This is a genomic window from Streptomyces sp. NBC_01750 (assembly GCF_035918095.1).
GTDB lineage: Bacteria > Actinomycetota > Actinomycetes > Streptomycetales > Streptomycetaceae > Streptomyces.
Genome location: NZ_CP109137.1, coordinates 7,978,595 through 7,995,234 on the forward strand (window position 1 = coordinate 7,978,595; position 16,640 = coordinate 7,995,234).

19 protein-coding genes and 2 pseudogenes are annotated in these 16,640 nt (G+C 67.9%); 14 read left to right on the plus strand and 7 right to left on the minus strand.

The annotated features are described in order from the left end of the window. Positions 1-128: 128 nt before the first annotated feature. Positions 129-707: a TetR/AcrR family transcriptional regulator gene (locus tag OG966_RS36135; protein WP_266544088.1), complete on the minus strand. Its 579-nt coding sequence runs from the start codon at positions 705-707 to the stop codon at positions 129-131. Positions 708-797: 90 nt separating this feature from the next. Between OG966_RS36135 and OG966_RS36140 the strand changes: the two genes are divergently transcribed. The 4 genes and pseudogenes from OG966_RS36140 to OG966_RS36155 all read left to right on the plus strand — a co-directional run bounded on the left by OG966_RS36140 (position 798) and on the right by OG966_RS36155 (position 4,434). Continuing rightward, positions 798-1,244: a DUF1772 domain-containing protein gene (locus OG966_RS36140; protein WP_326654285.1), complete on the plus strand. Its 447-nt coding sequence runs from the start codon at positions 798-800 to the stop codon at positions 1,242-1,244. A 319-nt stretch (positions 1,245-1,563) separates the two neighbouring features. Beyond that, positions 1,564-1,989 (plus strand): DUF4267 domain-containing protein, encoded by a 426-nt coding sequence (locus OG966_RS36145; protein WP_326654287.1) that lies wholly within the window; start codon positions 1,564-1,566, stop codon positions 1,987-1,989. A 113-nt stretch (positions 1,990-2,102) separates the two neighbouring features. After that, positions 2,103-3,066, plus strand: a pseudogene (locus OG966_RS36150) (IS5 family transposase). 1,029 nt (positions 3,067-4,095) lie between these two features. Then, positions 4,096-4,434: a MerR family transcriptional regulator gene (locus OG966_RS36155; protein ID WP_326654288.1), complete on the plus strand. Its 339-nt coding sequence runs from the start codon at positions 4,096-4,098 to the stop codon at positions 4,432-4,434. Positions 4,435-4,538: 104 nt separating this feature from the next. On the opposite strand, the gene OG966_RS36160 is transcribed toward OG966_RS36155, so the two are convergent. Continuing rightward, on the minus strand, positions 4,539-4,682 hold the full coding sequence (locus OG966_RS36160) for a hypothetical protein (protein WP_326654290.1): 144 nt from the start codon (positions 4,680-4,682) through the stop codon (positions 4,539-4,541). A gap of 13 nt (positions 4,683-4,695) precedes the next feature. On the opposite strand from OG966_RS36160, the pseudogene OG966_RS36165 reads away from it, so the two are divergent. From OG966_RS36165 to OG966_RS36185, 5 genes and pseudogenes are all read left to right on the plus strand, one after another. After that, a pseudogene (locus OG966_RS36165) lies at positions 4,696-4,882 on the plus strand (cold shock domain-containing protein). A gap of 567 nt (positions 4,883-5,449) precedes the next feature. Continuing rightward, positions 5,450-5,653: a cold-shock protein gene (locus OG966_RS36170; RefSeq protein WP_266516097.1), complete on the plus strand. Its 204-nt coding sequence runs from the start codon at positions 5,450-5,452 to the stop codon at positions 5,651-5,653. 312 nt (positions 5,654-5,965) lie between these two features. Further along, complete coding sequence (locus OG966_RS36175) at positions 5,966-7,477, plus strand: DEAD/DEAH box helicase (RefSeq protein ID WP_326654292.1); 1,512 nt, start codon at positions 5,966-5,968, stop codon at positions 7,475-7,477. Positions 7,478-7,523: 46 nt separating this feature from the next. Next, positions 7,524-7,928: a CBS domain-containing protein gene (locus OG966_RS36180; protein WP_326654294.1), complete on the plus strand. Its 405-nt coding sequence runs from the start codon at positions 7,524-7,526 to the stop codon at positions 7,926-7,928. Positions 7,929-7,982: 54 nt separating this feature from the next. Then, positions 7,983-8,294 (plus strand): SCO5918 family protein, encoded by a 312-nt coding sequence (locus tag OG966_RS36185; RefSeq protein ID WP_326654295.1) that lies wholly within the window; start codon positions 7,983-7,985, stop codon positions 8,292-8,294. Between the two features lie 105 nt (positions 8,295-8,399). Here the strand turns inward: OG966_RS36185 and OG966_RS36190 are convergent, their stop codons facing one another. Further along, the gene (locus OG966_RS36190) at positions 8,400-8,759 is read right to left on the minus strand and encodes a hypothetical protein (RefSeq protein ID WP_326654296.1); all 360 of its coding nucleotides are present in this window, start codon (positions 8,757-8,759) and stop codon (positions 8,400-8,402) included. 433 nt (positions 8,760-9,192) lie between these two features. Here OG966_RS36190 and OG966_RS36195 point away from each other — a divergent pair, with 433 nt between their 5' ends. Next, on the plus strand, positions 9,193-9,789 hold the full coding sequence (locus OG966_RS36195) for a GNAT family N-acetyltransferase (RefSeq protein WP_326654297.1): 597 nt from the start codon (positions 9,193-9,195) through the stop codon (positions 9,787-9,789). 106 nt (positions 9,790-9,895) lie between these two features. Next, complete coding sequence (locus OG966_RS36200) at positions 9,896-10,798, plus strand: transposase family protein (protein WP_326654298.1); 903 nt, start codon at positions 9,896-9,898, stop codon at positions 10,796-10,798. A 674-nt stretch (positions 10,799-11,472) separates the two neighbouring features. On the opposite strand, the gene OG966_RS36205 is transcribed toward OG966_RS36200, so the two are convergent. Together OG966_RS36205 and OG966_RS36210 are read right to left on the minus strand one after the other, a co-directional pair. Beyond that, positions 11,473-12,045, minus strand: coding sequence for a hypothetical protein (locus OG966_RS36205; protein WP_326654299.1), 573 nt, complete (start codon positions 12,043-12,045; stop codon positions 11,473-11,475). Further along, the gene (locus tag OG966_RS36210) at positions 12,042-12,338 is read right to left on the minus strand and encodes a DUF6286 domain-containing protein (protein WP_326654300.1); all 297 of its coding nucleotides are present in this window, start codon (positions 12,336-12,338) and stop codon (positions 12,042-12,044) included. Before OG966_RS36210 ends, OG966_RS36205 begins: the two co-directional genes overlap by 4 nt. A gap of 228 nt (positions 12,339-12,566) precedes the next feature. On the opposite strand from OG966_RS36210, the gene OG966_RS36215 reads away from it, so the two are divergent. Further along, entirely contained in the window at positions 12,567-12,986 is a 420-nt protein-coding gene (locus tag OG966_RS36215; protein WP_326654301.1) for a hypothetical protein, read from the plus strand. A gap of 651 nt (positions 12,987-13,637) precedes the next feature. On the opposite strand, the gene OG966_RS36220 is transcribed toward OG966_RS36215, so the two are convergent. Beyond that, complete coding sequence (locus tag OG966_RS36220) at positions 13,638-14,306, minus strand: MerR family transcriptional regulator (protein ID WP_326654302.1); 669 nt, start codon at positions 14,304-14,306, stop codon at positions 13,638-13,640. A 417-nt stretch (positions 14,307-14,723) separates the two neighbouring features. Here OG966_RS36220 and OG966_RS36225 point away from each other — a divergent pair, with 417 nt between their 5' ends. After that, positions 14,724-14,987: a hypothetical protein gene (locus OG966_RS36225; RefSeq protein WP_326654303.1), complete on the plus strand. Its 264-nt coding sequence runs from the start codon at positions 14,724-14,726 to the stop codon at positions 14,985-14,987. A gap of 460 nt (positions 14,988-15,447) precedes the next feature. After that, on the plus strand, positions 15,448-15,894 hold the full coding sequence (locus OG966_RS36230; protein WP_326654304.1) for a DUF4158 domain-containing protein: 447 nt from the start codon (positions 15,448-15,450) through the stop codon (positions 15,892-15,894). Positions 15,895-15,985: 91 nt separating this feature from the next. Here the strand turns inward: OG966_RS36230 and OG966_RS36235 are convergent, their stop codons facing one another. Next, positions 15,986-16,555: a PadR family transcriptional regulator gene (locus OG966_RS36235; protein WP_326654306.1), complete on the minus strand. Its 570-nt coding sequence runs from the start codon at positions 16,553-16,555 to the stop codon at positions 15,986-15,988. Between the last annotated feature and the right edge of the window lie 85 nt (positions 16,556-16,640).

Below are 16,640 nucleotides of genomic sequence, written 5' to 3' on the forward strand. Positions count from 1 at the left end.
CCCGTCTGGGGTGCGGGGCCCGGCGATCTGCGGCTGCGCCGTGTGGGTGCGAGTGACCGGAAGCGTTGCCGCAGGCAGGCAGCGGCGGGGCCCGAGGGCCCCGGCTGCGTGCCCGCCGGGACGGTGTGTCAGACCATGGCGAGCCGGTCCACCAACAGCTCCACCCTCGGCTCAGCGTCCTCGGGCAGCAGGCGGCCCGCTCGGGTCAGGGTCGCCAGGCCGTGCAGAGCCGCCCAGAACACCTCGGTGAACAGCCCCGGGTGGACGCCGTCGCCGGCGACCTCGGCGAGGCACTCGAGCAGGGCGGCGAAGGCGTCCTTCAGCGGCTCGGGGGTGTCCTCCTGCGCGTACGCCAGGCCGCCGTCGAGCTGGAACAAGGCGTCGTAGACCGCCGGGTTGTGCTCGGCGAAGTCGAGGTAGGCGCGGGCGAGGGCGGCGACCCGCTCGCGCGGGCCGTCCGTGGCGGAGGTCGCGGCCCGCAGCGCCGCGGCCATCTCGGTGGCGCCCTCCAGGGCGACGGCGCCGATGATCTCGCGCTTGCCGCGGAAGTGGCTGTAGAGGACGGGCTGGCTGTACTCGATGCGCTCGGCGAGCCGGCGGGTGGTGACTGCGTCCCAGCCCTGCTGCTCGGCGAGTTCGCGGGCTGTCGCCACGATGAGGCGCTCGCGCTCCGCCCGTTCGCGCTCCTTGCGTTCCTTTACCGACATGAATCGATCCTAGCATCGCTAGACAACCGAGCGTTAGCAGTACTAGCGTTGCCCCATCATCTAGCAACGCTAGTTCACGGAGGGATCGTCATGCTCAACACACTCGAGGTCGTCACCACCGTCGTCGTCGGCCTGATGGTGGGGGTGGAGTTCTCCGTCGCCTTCATCATGAACCGGATCCTGGACGCGCTTCCCGAGGACAGCGGCCAGCTCGGCCACGCCCACGGCGGCCGGATGCTCGGCGCCCTGATGCCGTTCTGGTACATAGGCTCGCTCGTCCTCAGCGCGATCTGGGCCGTCGCCGGATGGCACCGCCCCGGCGCCGGCCTCGTAGTCATCGCCGCCGGACTGCTGATCCTCAGCGTGGTCATGTCGATCCTGCTGCTCGTCCCGATCAACAACCGAAACAAGACCTGGACCCCCGAGAACCGGCCCGCCGACTGGAAGGAGCAGCTGCACCGCTGGAACCGCTACCACTACATCCGCGTCGCCGTCATCGTCGCCGCGTTCACCCTGCTGGTTGCCGCCCTCGCCTGATACCACCGCTGCCTCGACATGCACTGGTTCGCCCCCGTATCGACGGCTTTTGTCCCGTCGGCGTGAGCCGGAGAGGGCATCGGATTTCTGACCCCGCGGGCCGAGGCCGCGCCGGTGGCCAATCCCCACTCCTCGGGGGCGGCTGACCACCGAAATCCCGACATTCGGGAATGCAGCTGCCGCTCAGATCCCGCAACTGCGATCCCGGCAAGCTGCGGCCCTCGATCGGCCGCGTCCACGCGGCCTGATCAGGCCCCACACGACTCGGCAAGCTCCACGAAGCTCACCAAGCTGACGAAGACTCGCATGGAGAAGAACAATGTCGCTGAAGAAGATCAACACCGTCCTGGCCGCCGCCTTCATCCTCTTCATCCTCTGGTTCGGGACGGAGTACATCCTGAGCCCGGAGACGACGGCGCCGGGCTACGGCCTGCCGAGCTGGCCGTCCGGCGACGGCGACGGCTTCCTGATCATCAAGGGAATCCGCGACGTCGTCTTGGCCCTGGTTCTGGGCATCCTGCTGGTGACGGGTCACCGCCGGGCGCTGGGCTGGGTGCTGCTGACGGAAGCACTCGCCGCGTACGGCGACATGACCAACGTGCTGGCCCACCACGGCTCCGTGGCCACCGCGCTCGGCGTCCACTGCCTGACCGCGACACTGATGGTGGTCAACGGCCTGCTGATCATGCGCGAGACCCGCAACGTCGCGGCCGCTCCGGAAACGCCCGCCCCGCAGCCCGCCTAGCGCCATTCGGGCCGTGATCAATCCGTGGGTTTCGCCCCGTTCCAGGCCCTGGCCCGGTAGACCGTCGTGCGTGACACGCGCGCAACTGACGGACGAAGGAAGAGTGGGAGTTCATCGAGCCGCACCTGCCGATCGGCGAGTACGGCCCGTACCCCAAGACCCTGCGGCAGCAGTTCGAGGGCGTGATCTGGTGGTTCCGGACCGGCGGGCAGTGGCGGGAGATGCCGAGCGAGTTCGGTGCCTGGTCAACCGTCTCCAACCGGTTCCGCCAGTGGCGTGACGCCGGAGTGTTCGAAGCCCTGCTGGAGGACCTGATCGCGGAGGCGGCGAAGCGGGGCGAGGTGGACCTGTCCCTGGTCAGCATCGACTCCACCAACACACGCGCCCACCACGACGCCGCCGGGATGCACCTGGGCCAGGAGGTCCTCACCGCCCTGGAGAAGACCGCCGCCGAAGAGGAGAAGGCCCCGCAAAAGGGGGCAGCCCCGAAGGACAAAGCGGACACGAGGCCGAAGCGGCCCCGGAGCGGGAGGAACGACGACGGGTCCGCCGCCCGCGAAAGCTCCGCCTGAAGACCGCCCTCTTGGGACGCTCGCGGGGCGGGCAGACCAGCAAGGTCCACCTCGCCGCCGACCGCAGGTGCCGCCCGCTGGCGTTCGTGCTGACCGCCGGACAGGCGGCCGGCAGCCCGCAGTTCATCCCCGTCCTACGGAAGATCCGGGTCCGCGGGCCCGTCGGCCGCCCCCGTACCCGGCCGGACGCCGTCGCCGGGGACAAGGCTTACTCCTCCGGCGGTAATCGCTCCCACCTGCGCAAACGCCACATCAAGGCGGTCATCCCGGGGAAGGCCGACCAGGCCGCCAACCGGAAGAGGAAGGGTTCCGGGGGTGGCCGCCCGTCGGCCACGACGCCGGCCTCTACAAGGAGAGGAACACCGTCGAGCGGCTGATCAACAAGCTCAAGGCATGGCGGGGCGTCGCCACTCGATACGACAAGATCCCGGACAGCTACCTCGCCGGCCTTTACCTGCGCGCCTCGATGATCTGGATCAAAGACCTCACCAGAGCGACTCATTGATCACGACCAGATACGCGCCCTAGTACAACTGGACAGCCGGACGCACACCCTCATCCCCTTCGATCACGGCCCGGTCCTGTCTGCCCGGTGCTTGTGCCGGCTGCGGCGCTAACCGCACGAAGCCCCGGCTGTGGAGCGTGCCTGGCCGATCGTCCACGCAGTCAGGCGGGGAAACTGTGGCGCTCGCGGAGTCGAGGCCGGCGTAACGGCGCTGCTCGGAGCGGGTGCCCCCGGCTGGAGTGGGCAGCCGCGTGCCCCTTCTGTGGTCGAGGTCGACTATCTATCTGACCAGTGCGCAGAAATCTATGACGGCCGGAGTAGACATTGGGAGATGGCGTGGTTATGGTTTCTCTCGTAGCCGAGATCAAGCAAGGCCCGGCAGAAACGAACTGCCGGGCAGCAGTACACGCAGTTCGCAGGACGGTGCGGTGGTGGAGTTCCGAAGCCAGGGTTGTTGCAGGACGGCGACGGGACTGGCGACCGGACTGGGCGCCCGCAGTGATCAGGGGCCGCCGTGAGCAGTACCGCAGTGGCAATACCCGTAAGTGCAGTTCGAAGTACTCAGCAGTGAAGTCAGTGAGCAGCACCTCGGTGAAGGCGTCGGCTGCGGACGCGCGCACCGGGAAGTTCGGCAGTGGGGTTCTAAGCCAGAGCAGATTCAGGACGGGCGACGGGGCTGGCTGCCGAAGAGTGGCGCTGTTCGAGGCCACGAGCAGTTCGCAGTACCAGCAGTACGCAGTTCCGCAGTTCCCGTTTGGTAAGTAGCTCATCCAGAGGGAAGAACGGAGGAGTTGAGCGCCATCAGGATCGCCCGGGCGAATCTTGAGCCCGGGTACCGCAGGACATCGATAGTGAGGTGGTCTCCGGTCAGGCAACCGCGATCCCCGCGCCCCCGACAGCATCTCGGTCGGGTCTGCGGAAACAGAAGGCCGGCGCAGTACCAGGGCCGGCAGATGGTGTAGCAGTTCCTTCGGGGCCCTGGTGCCATATGGCACCAGGGCCCCTCCACGCGTTCCACAGAGAGGTGCAATGACAGCAGACGACTCGTTCGGCCGTCTCGATGACGACGACTACCCCGCCTACACGATGGGCCGGGCCGCCGAGATGCTCGGCACCACCCAGGGCTTCCTCCGCGCCCTCGGCGAAGCCCGCCTGATCACCCCGCTCCGCTCCGCGGGCGGACACCGCCGCTACTCCCGCTACCAGCTGCGCATCGCGGCTCGCGCGCGTGAGCTCGTCGACCAGGGCACCCCCATCGAGGCTGCCTGCCGCATCGTCATCCTCGAAGACCAGCTCGAAGAAGCCCAGCGCATCAACGCCGAATACCGCCGTGCCGCCGAGTCGGTGAATTCACCGCCCGCGGTCTGAGGTGACGCGCGCTCGACAGGTACCGGCGGGTTCCGCACACGCGGGGGTGAGGCGCATGGGTCGCTTCCTGTGGTGACAGGGTGTGCGGACGTTTAGCGTCTGCGTCAGCTGTCATGATTCGGAAGTTCCCCTTCGCCCATGTCTTCGGCGTGGGCATTCTGCTGTGCTGTGCCGCCGGAAACAGGGGCGATCACCTCCGCCTTCCGCATGTCGTGGGAGGCGTTCATCGACTGGAAGGCATGAGACACGGCTACGGGAACTGTGAAGTGGTTCAAGGCGGAGAGGGCTTCGCCTTCATCGCCCAGGACGGCGGCGGCGCGGACGTCTTCGCCCACTACTCCGCCATCAACTCGTCGGGCTTCCGTGAGCTCCAGGAAGGCCAGGCCGTGACGTTTGATGTCACCTAAGGCCCGAGGGACCCCAGGCCGAGAACATCAACCCCGCCTGACATCCTTCCCGCCCGCGCTCGGAGGGTACTGCTGCCCTGGGGCAGGCTTTGCTGTCCGACGGGTTCACCCGAACAGTCGGCGCCGCCTTCAGGCGACGGTGGCGGGATCTGGGGCGCACGTGATCAGGGCCGCGCAGCAACAGCTGCGCGGCCCTGATCCTGTCGGGACCGGCGTACGGGCCGATGAGGCCGGCGCAGGGCTGAACGGTACGGATCGTGCCACCGAAATAGTCGTGTCCTCCGAGCCGTGAAGGCTCTTCCTCTAACGCTGTGCTCCGGGTGGATCAATATCTATGACCGCGAGGTGAGGGTTTAACGCGCCACGCGGGGAGTGTTTTTACCGCGACTAACAGATTGGAATTATTTACCGTACGCGGGCCGCTACCGCATGCTACTGTCGATCTCAGTTGCAGTTGTGGTTCCCAAAACTTCAAGCGCCTTCGCCGGTATTTTCAGCCACTGGAAGCGTTTGCGTATTGCCGGTCATTTTCCGGACGGGGCATCATCGCGGCGACCCGGTATCCGCGCATCGCGGGTCCCGGCGTACTGCCCCAAAGGAGATATGACATGGCGTCAGGCACCGTGAAGTGGTTCAACGCAGCCAAGGGTTTCGGCTTCATCGAGCAGGACGGTGGCGGCCCTGACGTGTTCGCCCACTTCTCGAACATCGCCGCCCAGGGCTTCCGTGAGCTGCTCGAAGGCCAGAAGGTCACCTTCGACATCGCGCCGGGCCAGAAGGGCCCGACGGCCGAGAACATCGTTCTCGCCTGACGCTGACGCGCACTTTGTAGCTGGGGCCCGCATCCCTCGGGGTGCGGGCCCCAGCTGCGGGCATTTCCCGCAGTGGTGCCACCTGTGGGACAACACCGCCCCTTCCTCAGGGATGCGCGCCTCTACGGAGCTGCACCCGTCGACGTCCGGGATTTCACGTCCACATGACGTCACCCATTTCATTGCCTGCACCCCGCACCGGATTCACTGCAAACCAGATTCGCATTCTATTCGGCCCGTTCTTGTGATTCCCCGCGCTGCTCTTCCGCTGCGGGAATTCCTTGATACGTGCCGTATCAAGGAAGGTTCTCAATGAACCCCACACGTACGAACGGCCGCTCCTCCCGCCCCCGCCGCACCGACGGCCCCGCTTTCGGCTCCGGCGCCCGTTCGGGGCGGGGCGGCCGCTTCGGCTCGCCCGCCCCGAGCCGTTCAGGGGGTCCGAGCCGCTCTGGCGGCCACGGCCGGCGGCCCGCAGCGGTCCAGGGCGAGTTCGCCCTGCCGGAGACGATCACTCCCGCGCTGCCCGCGGTCGAGGCGTTCGCGGACCTCGACATGCCCGAGCAGTTGCTGGCCGCGCTCACCGCGCAAGGCGTGAGCGTCCCGTTCCCGATCCAGGGCGCGACCCTGCCCAACACCCTCGCGGGCCGCGACGCCCTGGGACGCGGGCGCACCGGCTCCGGCAAGACCCTCGCCTTCGGCCTGGCCCTGCTGGCCCGTACCGCCGGACAGCGCGCCGAGCCCCGCCAGCCGCTGGCCCTGATCCTTGTTCCCACCCGCGAGCTAGCGCAGCAGGTGACCGACGCACTCACCCCCTACGCCCGCTCGGTCAAGCTGCGCCTGGCCACCGTCGTCGGCGGAATGTCGATCGGCAGGCAGGCCAATGCGCTGCGCGGTGGCGCCGAGGTCGTCGTCGCGACGCCGGGCCGCCTCAAGGACCTCATCGACCGCGGTGACTGCCGACTGAACCAGGTCGCGATCACCGTCCTGGACGAGGCCGATCAGATGGCCGACATGGGCTTCATGCCCCAGGTCACCTCGCTCTTGGACCAGGTCCGCCCCGAGGGCCAGCGGATGCTGTTCTCCGCCACCCTCGACCGCAACGTCGACCGGCTGGTCCGCCGCTACCTCACCGATCCGGTCGTCCACTCCGTCGACCCGTCCGCAGGCGCGGTCACCACGATGGAGCATCACGTGCTGCACGTCCACGGCGCCGACAAGCACCGGACGACGACGGAGATCGCGGCGCGCGAGGGCCGGGTGATCATGTTCCTGGACACCAAGCACGCCGTCGACCGGCTGACGCAGGACCTGCTGAACAGCGGTGTCCGGGCCGCCGCCCTGCACGGCGGGAAGTCGCAGCCCCTGCGCACCCGGACCCTGGCCCAGTTCAAGACCGGCCACGTCACCGTGCTCGTCGCGACGAACGTCGCGGCGCGCGGCATCCACGTCGACAACCTCGACCTCGTCGTCAACGTCGACCCGCCGACCGACCACAAGGACTACCTCCACCGCGGCGGCCGTACCGCGCGGGCCGGCGAGTCCGGCAGCGTCGTCACCCTGGTCACCCCCAACCAGCGCCGCGACATGACCCGCCTCATGACGGCCGCCGGCATCGTGCCCCAGACCACCCAGGTCCGCTCCGGCGAAGAGGCACTCAGCCAGATCACAGGCGCCCAGACCCCCTCCGGCATCCCCGTGACGATCACCGCGCCGGTGGCCGAACGGCGTAAGCGCAGCGCGGCCCCACGCGGCCGACGCAGCCCCGCTTCGGCTGCCCGGCGCGTGACCGTGCGGCAGTCCTCCTTCGATGCGGCGGCCTAGAACCTTCGTGATCAGGAAACTGACCCATCTCTGCAGGAGGCACGTTTTGGCGCTGGTTCAGATGCAGCCCCGCTCGGCGAATGCCACCCCCGTACACAGGACGGCGGCCGACGCCATGGACACAGGCGCACCGCAGGTCTGCGACGACATGACCATCGAGGTCGCCCTGTCCGTCATGGACAGCGCCCGCACCGGGCACCTGCTCGTCTGCGACAACGACGGCCTGTGCACCCAACTGGTCACCCAGGCCCAGCTCGCCGCAGTCCGCGACAGCTCCGCGTACACGGACCGGGTCCAGCTGCGCGACATCCTCGGCGACCGCCGGCCGTTCACCTCGCCCGTGACCACGATGGCCGCGGCCGAGCACGCGATGCGCTGCCGCCGGCTCGATGCCCCGCCTGTCGTCGACGAACAAGGCAGTGCTCTGGGCGTCCTCGCCCTTGCCGGCTGAACCGCCTCACCGCGGCAGAACCATCCCCCTTCGTTCTTCTCCTTGTGAGGCATCATGCGCTGTGTCATCGCCCGCTTCCCGTTCGACCTCACCAAGAGCGGCGTCCTGGAATCGATGAAGGGCATCAGGCCCGAGCAGGTCTTCGGCGAGTCCGTGATCATCGGCCGCCGCACCTACCCCGTCAAGCAGGTCGGCCAGGTCGTCACACGCCAGGACCGCCGCGATTTCAGCGCCGGCGAAGTCCTCCGGGCCATGACCCAGCTCGGCTTCACCTGCCGCGGCCTTCCCCAGGCCGCCGCGCCCACGCGCGTCCTCAACCCGTTCCAACAGGCTTCCGCGATGCTCGGAGCCCCCGCGGTCGTCTGACCGACGGGCAGGCGCGAGCCGCCACAAAAACGGCGGTGAGGGCCCGATCGGTATGCGCCGGTCGGGCCCTCAACGCATACCGGCGGCTTCTCGACGCGGCGGGGGTCAGTGGTCGGAGTAGCTGAAGTCGCCCATGGTCGAGGCACTGACGTCCTCGATCGCCACGCGGTACATCCCGCCCGTCTCCGGGATCCCCACCGTGCCCTGCAGAATCCGCGCCACATGGAAATGCAGATGCGTGGGCGGCCCCTCCTTGCACGTAATAGCGGTGAAGACGGCGGAGAAATCGCTCAGGCGGGCCGAGTCCGCCAGGACCTCCGACACCCGCTGCCTCCAGACGGCTTCGGGAGCCAGCCGACCCGTGATGACAGCACCACCGGCGACCACGGTCAGAGACATCTGATTGCTGTGCCCGGACTCCACCAGGGCGGCGACGTCAACGAGCAGTTCGTCAGGCTTCGACATGAGAGGCCATTCTAATCACCGGCCGTCCGGTCAGCTGAAGCAGTGGTGCTCATGGAAAATGCAAGATCGAACTGCGCAGACGAGGGCGCCGCGGACCACTGCGTTCCTTCTTCGCCCAGCTAGCCACCGCACACACACGCAGGCTTACGGTCTCGGGGGGAAATTGGGCTTCGGGAGTGCCGGCCTGGCGGCTCGGCTGGTGGGTGATGCGGGCGGTGTCGCGGACGAGGACGAGTTCGGTGCTCATCCGGCGGCGGGTGGCCCGCTGCGCGGATCGGTCGGAGACGAGTGAGGCGATCGCGAGATGAGTCTCGGCGTAGGTATCGCGGCGTCCGTGCGGCCCTTCTCATGTCACGGCCCTACCGAGACGATTCATGTCGCCGAGGCCGTAAAGCGGTGGACAGCCCTCCGGTGCTGGGCGAGCATCTCCGCGATGAATAGCGAACTTCTCTCCATACCCAAACGCGTCCGCTTCGTCGAGCTCAGCGCAAAGGCGCTGCGTGCGCTTGCCGACGGTGACCTCGCTGGCGGCAGCGCCGAGGCCGGGGTCGCCCTTGACGAATACTTCGTCTGCGACCGGGCCCGCTGGATCCTCGGCCATCGCGCTGACCAGCTCGCCGAGGACCCGTCTGCCGCGCCCTGGATCACGCGGGCCGCGGTGTCCGAGCCGGACGGGGCCGTCGTCGGCGACGCCGGGTTCCACGGGCCGCCGGACGAGGCCGGCATGGTCGAGGTCGGCTACACCGTCGTGCCCGGGTACCGCCGCCAGGGCTATGCCCGCGCCATGCTGACGGCGTTGCTCGTCAGGGCCGCCGCCGAACCCGGTGTCAGGACCGTGCGGGCCACTATCAGATCCGACAACAACGCCTCCCTGGCCACCATCGCGGGCTTCGGTTTCACGCGCGTCGGCGAGCAGGGGGACGAACGCGACGGGCTCGAGATCGTCTTCGAGGTCCCGGCAGACGCGATTCAGGCCGAGCAGCTTTACGGCCTCGGCGGACATGGTGAGCGTCCCGGTATCAGGCCGTGACATGAGAAGGGCCGCACGGGTTGGCTGAGTTGTGAAGCTGACCTGGGCCCGTGCGGCCTGTTCCCATCCTGCCCTGTCCGGGGTCTCACGCGCACATTTCGGCGATTTGCTCGAAGAGCTCGCTCGCCCGTGGGAAGCCGCCCGGGAGTCCGTACTACGTGCCGAGCGTGGCGGACCTCGTCAGCGGGCCGTCGGGGCGGGGCGCAAGCCGAAGCTGGTCTTCGTCGACCGGCTGCTGGTCACCTTGGTCCATCTGCGGCACGGGCTGCCGCACGCGGTCCTGGCCGAGCTCTTCGACGTGGACCGTTCCACGGTGTCCGCTGCGGTCCGGCAGGTCCGCCCTCTGCTCGCGGCCCGGGGCTTCGCCGTTCCCGACCGGCCCGGCCTGCGGCTCAAGACGCTGGCGGACGTCTTCGCCTACGCCGAGGCCGAGGGGGTCGAACTGCGGCTGGACGGGGCGGAGACCCAGGTCCGCCGCCCGCAGGCGGCCCGCCCAGGCCGCCGGGCGTTCGTCTCGGGCAAGCGCCGGCAGAACACCATCAAGACAACGACGTTCAGCGACGGCCAGGGCCGCATGGTGCTGTCCGGTGTCGTCCGGCCAGGCCGCGTACACGATCAGACCGCCGTCCGCAGCGAGGGCATCGCCGAGCAGTTCCGCCAGCACCCCCGCGTGAAAGCCAAGGTCGACTCCGGGTACCAAGGGCTGGCCAAGGAGTTCCCCCGTCAGGTGAGCGCCCCGCCGAAGAAACCCAAGGACGATGCCTGCGACGGTGACAAGTACGCCTGGCGTGAGGCGAGGCGCCGCCAGTCCTCGGCCCGCATCTGTGTCGAGCACACCAACGCCGAACTGAGGCAGCGGGCTCCGCTCCGACGCTTCACCGGCCGCCGTGCAACCTATGCCGAGACCCACCTCGCGATCGCCTCACTCGTCTCCGACCGCGCCGCCAAGCGCCCCACACAGCGCCGGACAAGCACCGAACTCGTCTTCGCCCGCGACACTGCTTGCTGATCAGCCACCAGCCAAACCGCCAGGCCAACACGCCCCGAACTCAATTCCCCCCAAGGTCGTTAGGGAAGAAAGTGCTGGGCGGCTACGACGGTCTCTTCCTTGCGCTGGCAATCGGGTCTGTCCTGGCGGCATTTCTGGCCATCGCTTCGGGATATCCCGCCCAGGGCGCCGTCGGTCACAGCGTGCAGGCTTCGCCAGCAGCTCGCCCGAGATGAGAGATGTCCGGATAATCAGTGACCGGACCCAATGCACTGAGCTGAGGACATGGCCCGACCGGCCCACAGGCCAGCGTCGGCAGGCTTGATCACGGACTGTTGAGCCTCGGCACCGCTGTGCTTACCACATATGCGATGGCCTGCGAAAACGGCCGCTCCTCCCCGGCGAGGGGACGGAGCGTTGCGGTCTGTGGTGGTCGGCACTTCGGTGACCTGCGCCGATGCTTCGGCCCTTGCTGGCACGAGCTGCGACAGCCTTGTGCCACGCCCACCTGCCCTTTGTCGCCTTCACTGACACGTCACCTGTCTCGGGCTTCGTGGACGCGCCGACATGGGCGGGAAACTTCGAGGAGGTCGGTCTTCGGTACCTGCCCGCTCGTGATCAGAGTGCGCCGACCGCATCGAACACCCCCTCGCCCTCGGGTGGCGCCGTCGCCTGTAGGGCTTGCTGGAGCAGGCCTAGCGTGCGCGGGTGCCGGTGTGGGTCGTGAAGCGGTATTCGACGGTGACGGGGAGAGTGTCGAGGTCGAGTGCTTGACGGAGCCGGGGCAGACCGTGGGTGTTGAGTCGATGGTTGATGGTGCTCAGATCGCCGTCTTGTTCGGTGCTGATCGCTATTGCGAGTGCGGGGTTTTGGCGGGTCCCGGCGAGCGTGGCGCGGGCGCTGTGGATTCCGGGGTACGTGGTGATTTCACTGAGGAACGGGGCAGTGGCAGTGCTCGCAGCCAGTGCGGTGTGGCCCTGCTCGGGGTTCTGCTCGAGGTGCCAGGTGTGAGTTTTGGGGCGTCGGCTCAGCTGCGCAACCAACCAGCGCAGGATGAGCAGCCCGACAGCGACTGCGGTGGCGGCGGTGACCCAGAGCGCCCAGGTGGGCGGGTCGTCGGCGGTGGGAATGAGTGTGGCGCCCGAATCCAGGAAGGTGAGTTGGCCGAAGTGACCCGTCAGGGCGAAGGTGCCGGAGCCGAGCAGGAGGACGCCGAAGACGGCGAGCAGGGTGCGGTTGAGGCGGGCTGGGCGGTTGAGGCTGATCATGGCGTGTTCCTGGTGGCATGGAGCCGGATTTTCATGGCCGGACGGGTGAGCGGGATGACCTGGTCGAGGCGCTCATCCAGAGCGGCGCGGACGGCATCGGTGAGCCCTGCGGTGTTGGTCCGGTCGGTGCGGATGCGGGCGACGATCGTGCGTGGGCCCAGTTTCAGCTTCGCTCTGCTGACCCCGTCGAGCTGGTCGTACACCTTCACCAAGGCCGGGACGTATTGCTCGTCGTCGCCGCTGCCTCCGCCCGTCGAACCCCACGAGCCGCTGCCACCGGTCGTCGAACTCACCGCCCGCATCGGCCCGTTGTCGCCCTTCTCCAGCGTGCCCGAGTCGAACTTCGTGGGCCCGCTATGCCACAGCTTCCAGCAGGTCTTGATGCCCTGCCGCTGCGGCCCGAGGGAAGTCCGTCAACCCGGCAACGGACTTTGAGGGGCTCACAGACTGGGAGCTCTACCAGATAAGCCAGTCCCCTCACGCATGGGACAGAATCACCTGGTATGAAGGAGGTAAGAAGCATGGCAATCCCTTCAAGTAGCGGCTCGAGCTCAACCCTGCTCTTCCAGTCCGATCGAACCTTCCGAGTCTGGCGCTATGGAGTCGGGCACTCCCAACTGCTGCTCCGTGCCGCTCCGGACGCCGTAGAGGCCACTCGCCTGGACCTCCTCTTCGAAGGCGTGGACGCCATGAGACTGGTCACGCGCTACGAGGCGATCGAGCTCCACTCGGTGAGTGAGACGGAATTCCAGCGGATCTACGATGAGTCCGGCCTGGATCCGAAATGGAAGCCGCATCGACTCATTGTCGCCCTGAGGTCCGGAAGCGGATCGGGTTATGTGCAGTGTCAGAAGGCAAGCGCCATGCGCGGCGCAGCAAACGGCCTCGGGCCTGATGAACCGTCCGAATCAGTGGACGTGATCTGGAGTCTGCGCCGCTAGTTTCGCGTGAGGGTTCGTCAGGCGGCTGACGAACCCTCACGTGTGGTGCAGGCCGGGCCGCCCTGCAGTCCCCGAGGGGAATGTGGGAGGCCGACTTCCGCAACCACGACCCCAGTGCCACGCCTCCTGAAGAGTGATGATGCCACCGGCACCGGCCGACCGCGCAAACGGCCCGGACGGGCGATCTCAGAGCGTTGGACGAGGAATCCGCCGCGCGGAGGTTCGAGCCCCTTTTCCGAATTGGCGCGACCGCTCTCGTCCCCTTCGATTCTGTCCAACCGGGACGCGGTCAGGACACAAGGACAGGAACAGACCGACAAAGACGAAGTAGTGCCGACATGGCTCGCCCCATCTGACCTGCAAAAACGTCGTAGATCGGTGTAGATCGACAAGGGCCGCCAAGATCCCCAAAGGACTCATGATCCGTCGGTCGTGGGTTCGAGTCCCACCCGCCCCACTGCGCGCTACGCGTGGAGAAACGATCTGACCAGCGTTTTCGCTGGTCGGACGGATCTTGCTCGTGATCGTGACGGCCCGCCGTCCCTGAACGCGCTCTCCGGGATCTTCAGCGTCTGAGACGGGAGCGTCGCCCCAGAGCCCGGGACACGCGTCCGATCGCACGTCCGCCGGGCGTAGCCGCAGGGGGCGGCTTCAATCGCCCTCGATTCCCGGCATACCGCCCTCGGACTCGTCGCTCTCGTACACGCGAGCCGAGCGGTCGGCATGTGCGAGCCGCCGCAGAGACGCGAACAGCGTGTCCCCGAGCACCGTGCCCACGACCACGCTCTCCACCAGGTCGTCAAGACCGGCCCGGCCCGCGACATAGGCGAGGTCCTCCCGCGCGACCTGCTCCGCGGCGTCCGCGTAAACCTCCAGCACCTGGGAGAAGGCCCCGTGGCCGACCCTCTCCAGCGCGGCGATCGTTGCCGCCAGGGCCTCCGCAGCGGGGAAGTCCCCGTCGACCAGCCAGCCGCGTCGGGCGATCAGCTCGCGCACCTCGTGCCGTGCCGCGTCCAGTTCGGCGTCCGCTTCCTCGTCCGCGTACTTCGGGGCGATCAGGTCCGTCGCCACCCCGAGGACGTTGTGCACGGACTTGCCGGGGTCGTCCACCGCCGCCAGAACTTCCGCGATCGCGGCCACCTTCAGTCCGCCCACCTCCAGCAGCGCGCGGATCAGCCGCAGTCTGCGCTCGTGCGCATCGTCGTAGGTCGCCTGGTTCGGGCTCGTCAGCCGGCCGGGCGGGAGCAGCCCTTCCCGAACGTAGTACTTGATCGTCGGCACCGGTACCCCGGTCCTGCGGCTCATTTCGCCAATGCGCACTGCCCGTTCACCCTTCCGCCTCTTGCCAAGGTCGGTCCCATCCATCATAGATAGTTCAACTATTGGATAGTGGATAGTTCCACTATCATCTAGGGCCCGATGCGACGGGAGGACTGGCGGCGGCGCATCTCACGCCAGGCCCGCTTCTCGCCGTCGGGCGCATCGGCCCTGGCCCTCTGCCGGCGGGGCGCTGGGCTCACCGCCCCACCGTCACCCGCTGTGGGAAGCGGACTTCCCCGCAGTACGGCGACCGGCGCGAGGCGACCGGCCGCTTCGCCGACGAGCACCTATGTGGCGCCTGCTACCGGACCCTCACGCCGGAGGACCAGGAGCGCGCCGTCGAGCGCGAGCAGCCGGAGCTCACCAGCGAATAGCCCCGAAAGGCGGGGCCCCACCACATCGATAGGAGGCCCCGCCATGGCCAACCTTGCTCTCCTCTACCCGATCGGCGCCGCTGTCGGCGCTACGTACGCGGCCGCCGCATGGACCTGGCGCCGCTTCAATGCCGCGGCCCTGGACGGCGTGTACCCCGGCTCGCCGGAGCACCAGGCCGCGCTCGCCAGCGTGGACCACCGCACCGCACCCCAGTTCACGTACTGGCCGGACCTGCCGACCGCGGTGCAGGCCGCGCACAACCAGGCGGCCATCGACCACGCCGACACCGACCGGGGCAGCCCATGACCGAACCCCGACCATCCGGAGAGGAAGTGAGCACCATGACCATCCCCACCCTGATCGCGGCCGCTGTGGTGCTCACCGCCACGGCGGCCGCTGCAAGCCTCTCGGAACCTACTGGCGGGTTACTTGCTACCTGGTGTCCGAGCTAGGAGTACAGGGCCGTTTCCAGACGCCCGCGCCCGCGGTTTGCGGCTCCTGACACATCCGTTGCCAGCACCCCTACATAGCCAGCACAGCCGCCGACGCACCGAGTAGAACCGGGGTGGCGGTCCGCGCAGTGTCAGCGCCCAGGAATTCAACTCAGTTCTCTTCTGCAGAGGATCGCGCTCTTGCCGGGGCTGACCCAGATACGCCAGAAACCCGCCACGGGATGATCTTGGTGCCTTGAGCGCCCCGCCACGTCACCCGCTCGGCTCAGCGTCGTTGGTGGTGATGTTGCGTTCCGTCTGGGGCGGGGTGGGTTGTGACCTCGATCGAGAGGACCGCGTATCCGCGGTTCAAGCGGCTGATCACCGCGCATGAGCTGCATCTGTTCTTCGCCCCGAGGTGTGACGAGGTCGAGTGGGCTGCCGCCAGTGCCGACTGCGATGAGCATCGGCTGGCCCAGCTGCTGGCGCTGAAGTCGTACCAGCGCATGGGGTGTTTCCCGAAGCTGGACGAGATCCCCGACACGGTCGTCGACTTCGGGCGCCGCGCGGTGGACCTGCCGGAGGGCACGGTGCCGAGAGCGGCGAACCGTACGGCGGAGCGGCAGCGGCCCGCCGTACGCCCAACCCGTGGACAAGGCCTCGGGCTGGCACCTCGACAAGACCAAGACCATGCCCCGCCAGCCGAAGAGGACCGCGGCCACGAAGCTTTGAAAGCTGCCAATGGGTTACTGGCCGACAAGCCGAAACGGCCCGCCGGATGAACCGACGGTCCCTCACGAAAGCGCGACGGCCTCGAGGGCGGGCTCGGGCGCCCTTCGCCATGGTTGCGACCAGCACAAACATCGGACTCATTCATCTGGTAGAGGCCGAGGCACGCTGTTCCAGCCTCTTCAGGGCCATCTCACCCCAATGGAGGTTGTCCCTTTCGAGGGCCATGCCGCGCAGCAGTGTGAGGTAGGGGCCGATGGGCTCGCCGCCGGCGAAGTATTCGTCCTCCGTGCGCCCGTCCAGCAGGCGCTGCTGCAGACGCGCGTAGCGGGCCAATTTGGCTGTGGCCCACACCATGTGCTCGGCGATGGCGGATCGCACGGCCTCGATGTCGCCGGCGTCGACGCTCTGGACCTTGACCATCAGCTCGTCCCTGATGGCCGTCGGCTTGCCCGGGGGTTCGGCGGTGTAGGCGCGCACCGCCTCGAATCCGGCCTCGGTGAGGGAGAACAGCCGCTTGTTGGGGCGGCGCTCCTGCTCCACGACGCGGGCCGTGATGAGCCCATCCCCCTCCATGCGCTCCAGCTCCCGATAGAGCTGCTGGGGGGTGGCCATCCAGAAGTTGGCGACCGAGGCATCGAAACCCTTCGCAAGGTCGTACCCGGACGCCTCGCCCTGCAAGAGCGCGGCCATCACCGCATTGCGTAGAGCCATGCCCCCAACCTAGCATCAGGTTGATTAGTCAAAAAAGTGACTAGGGTATGGACGCCTCTCGCCCTCGGCCCTAGTCTGCGATGCA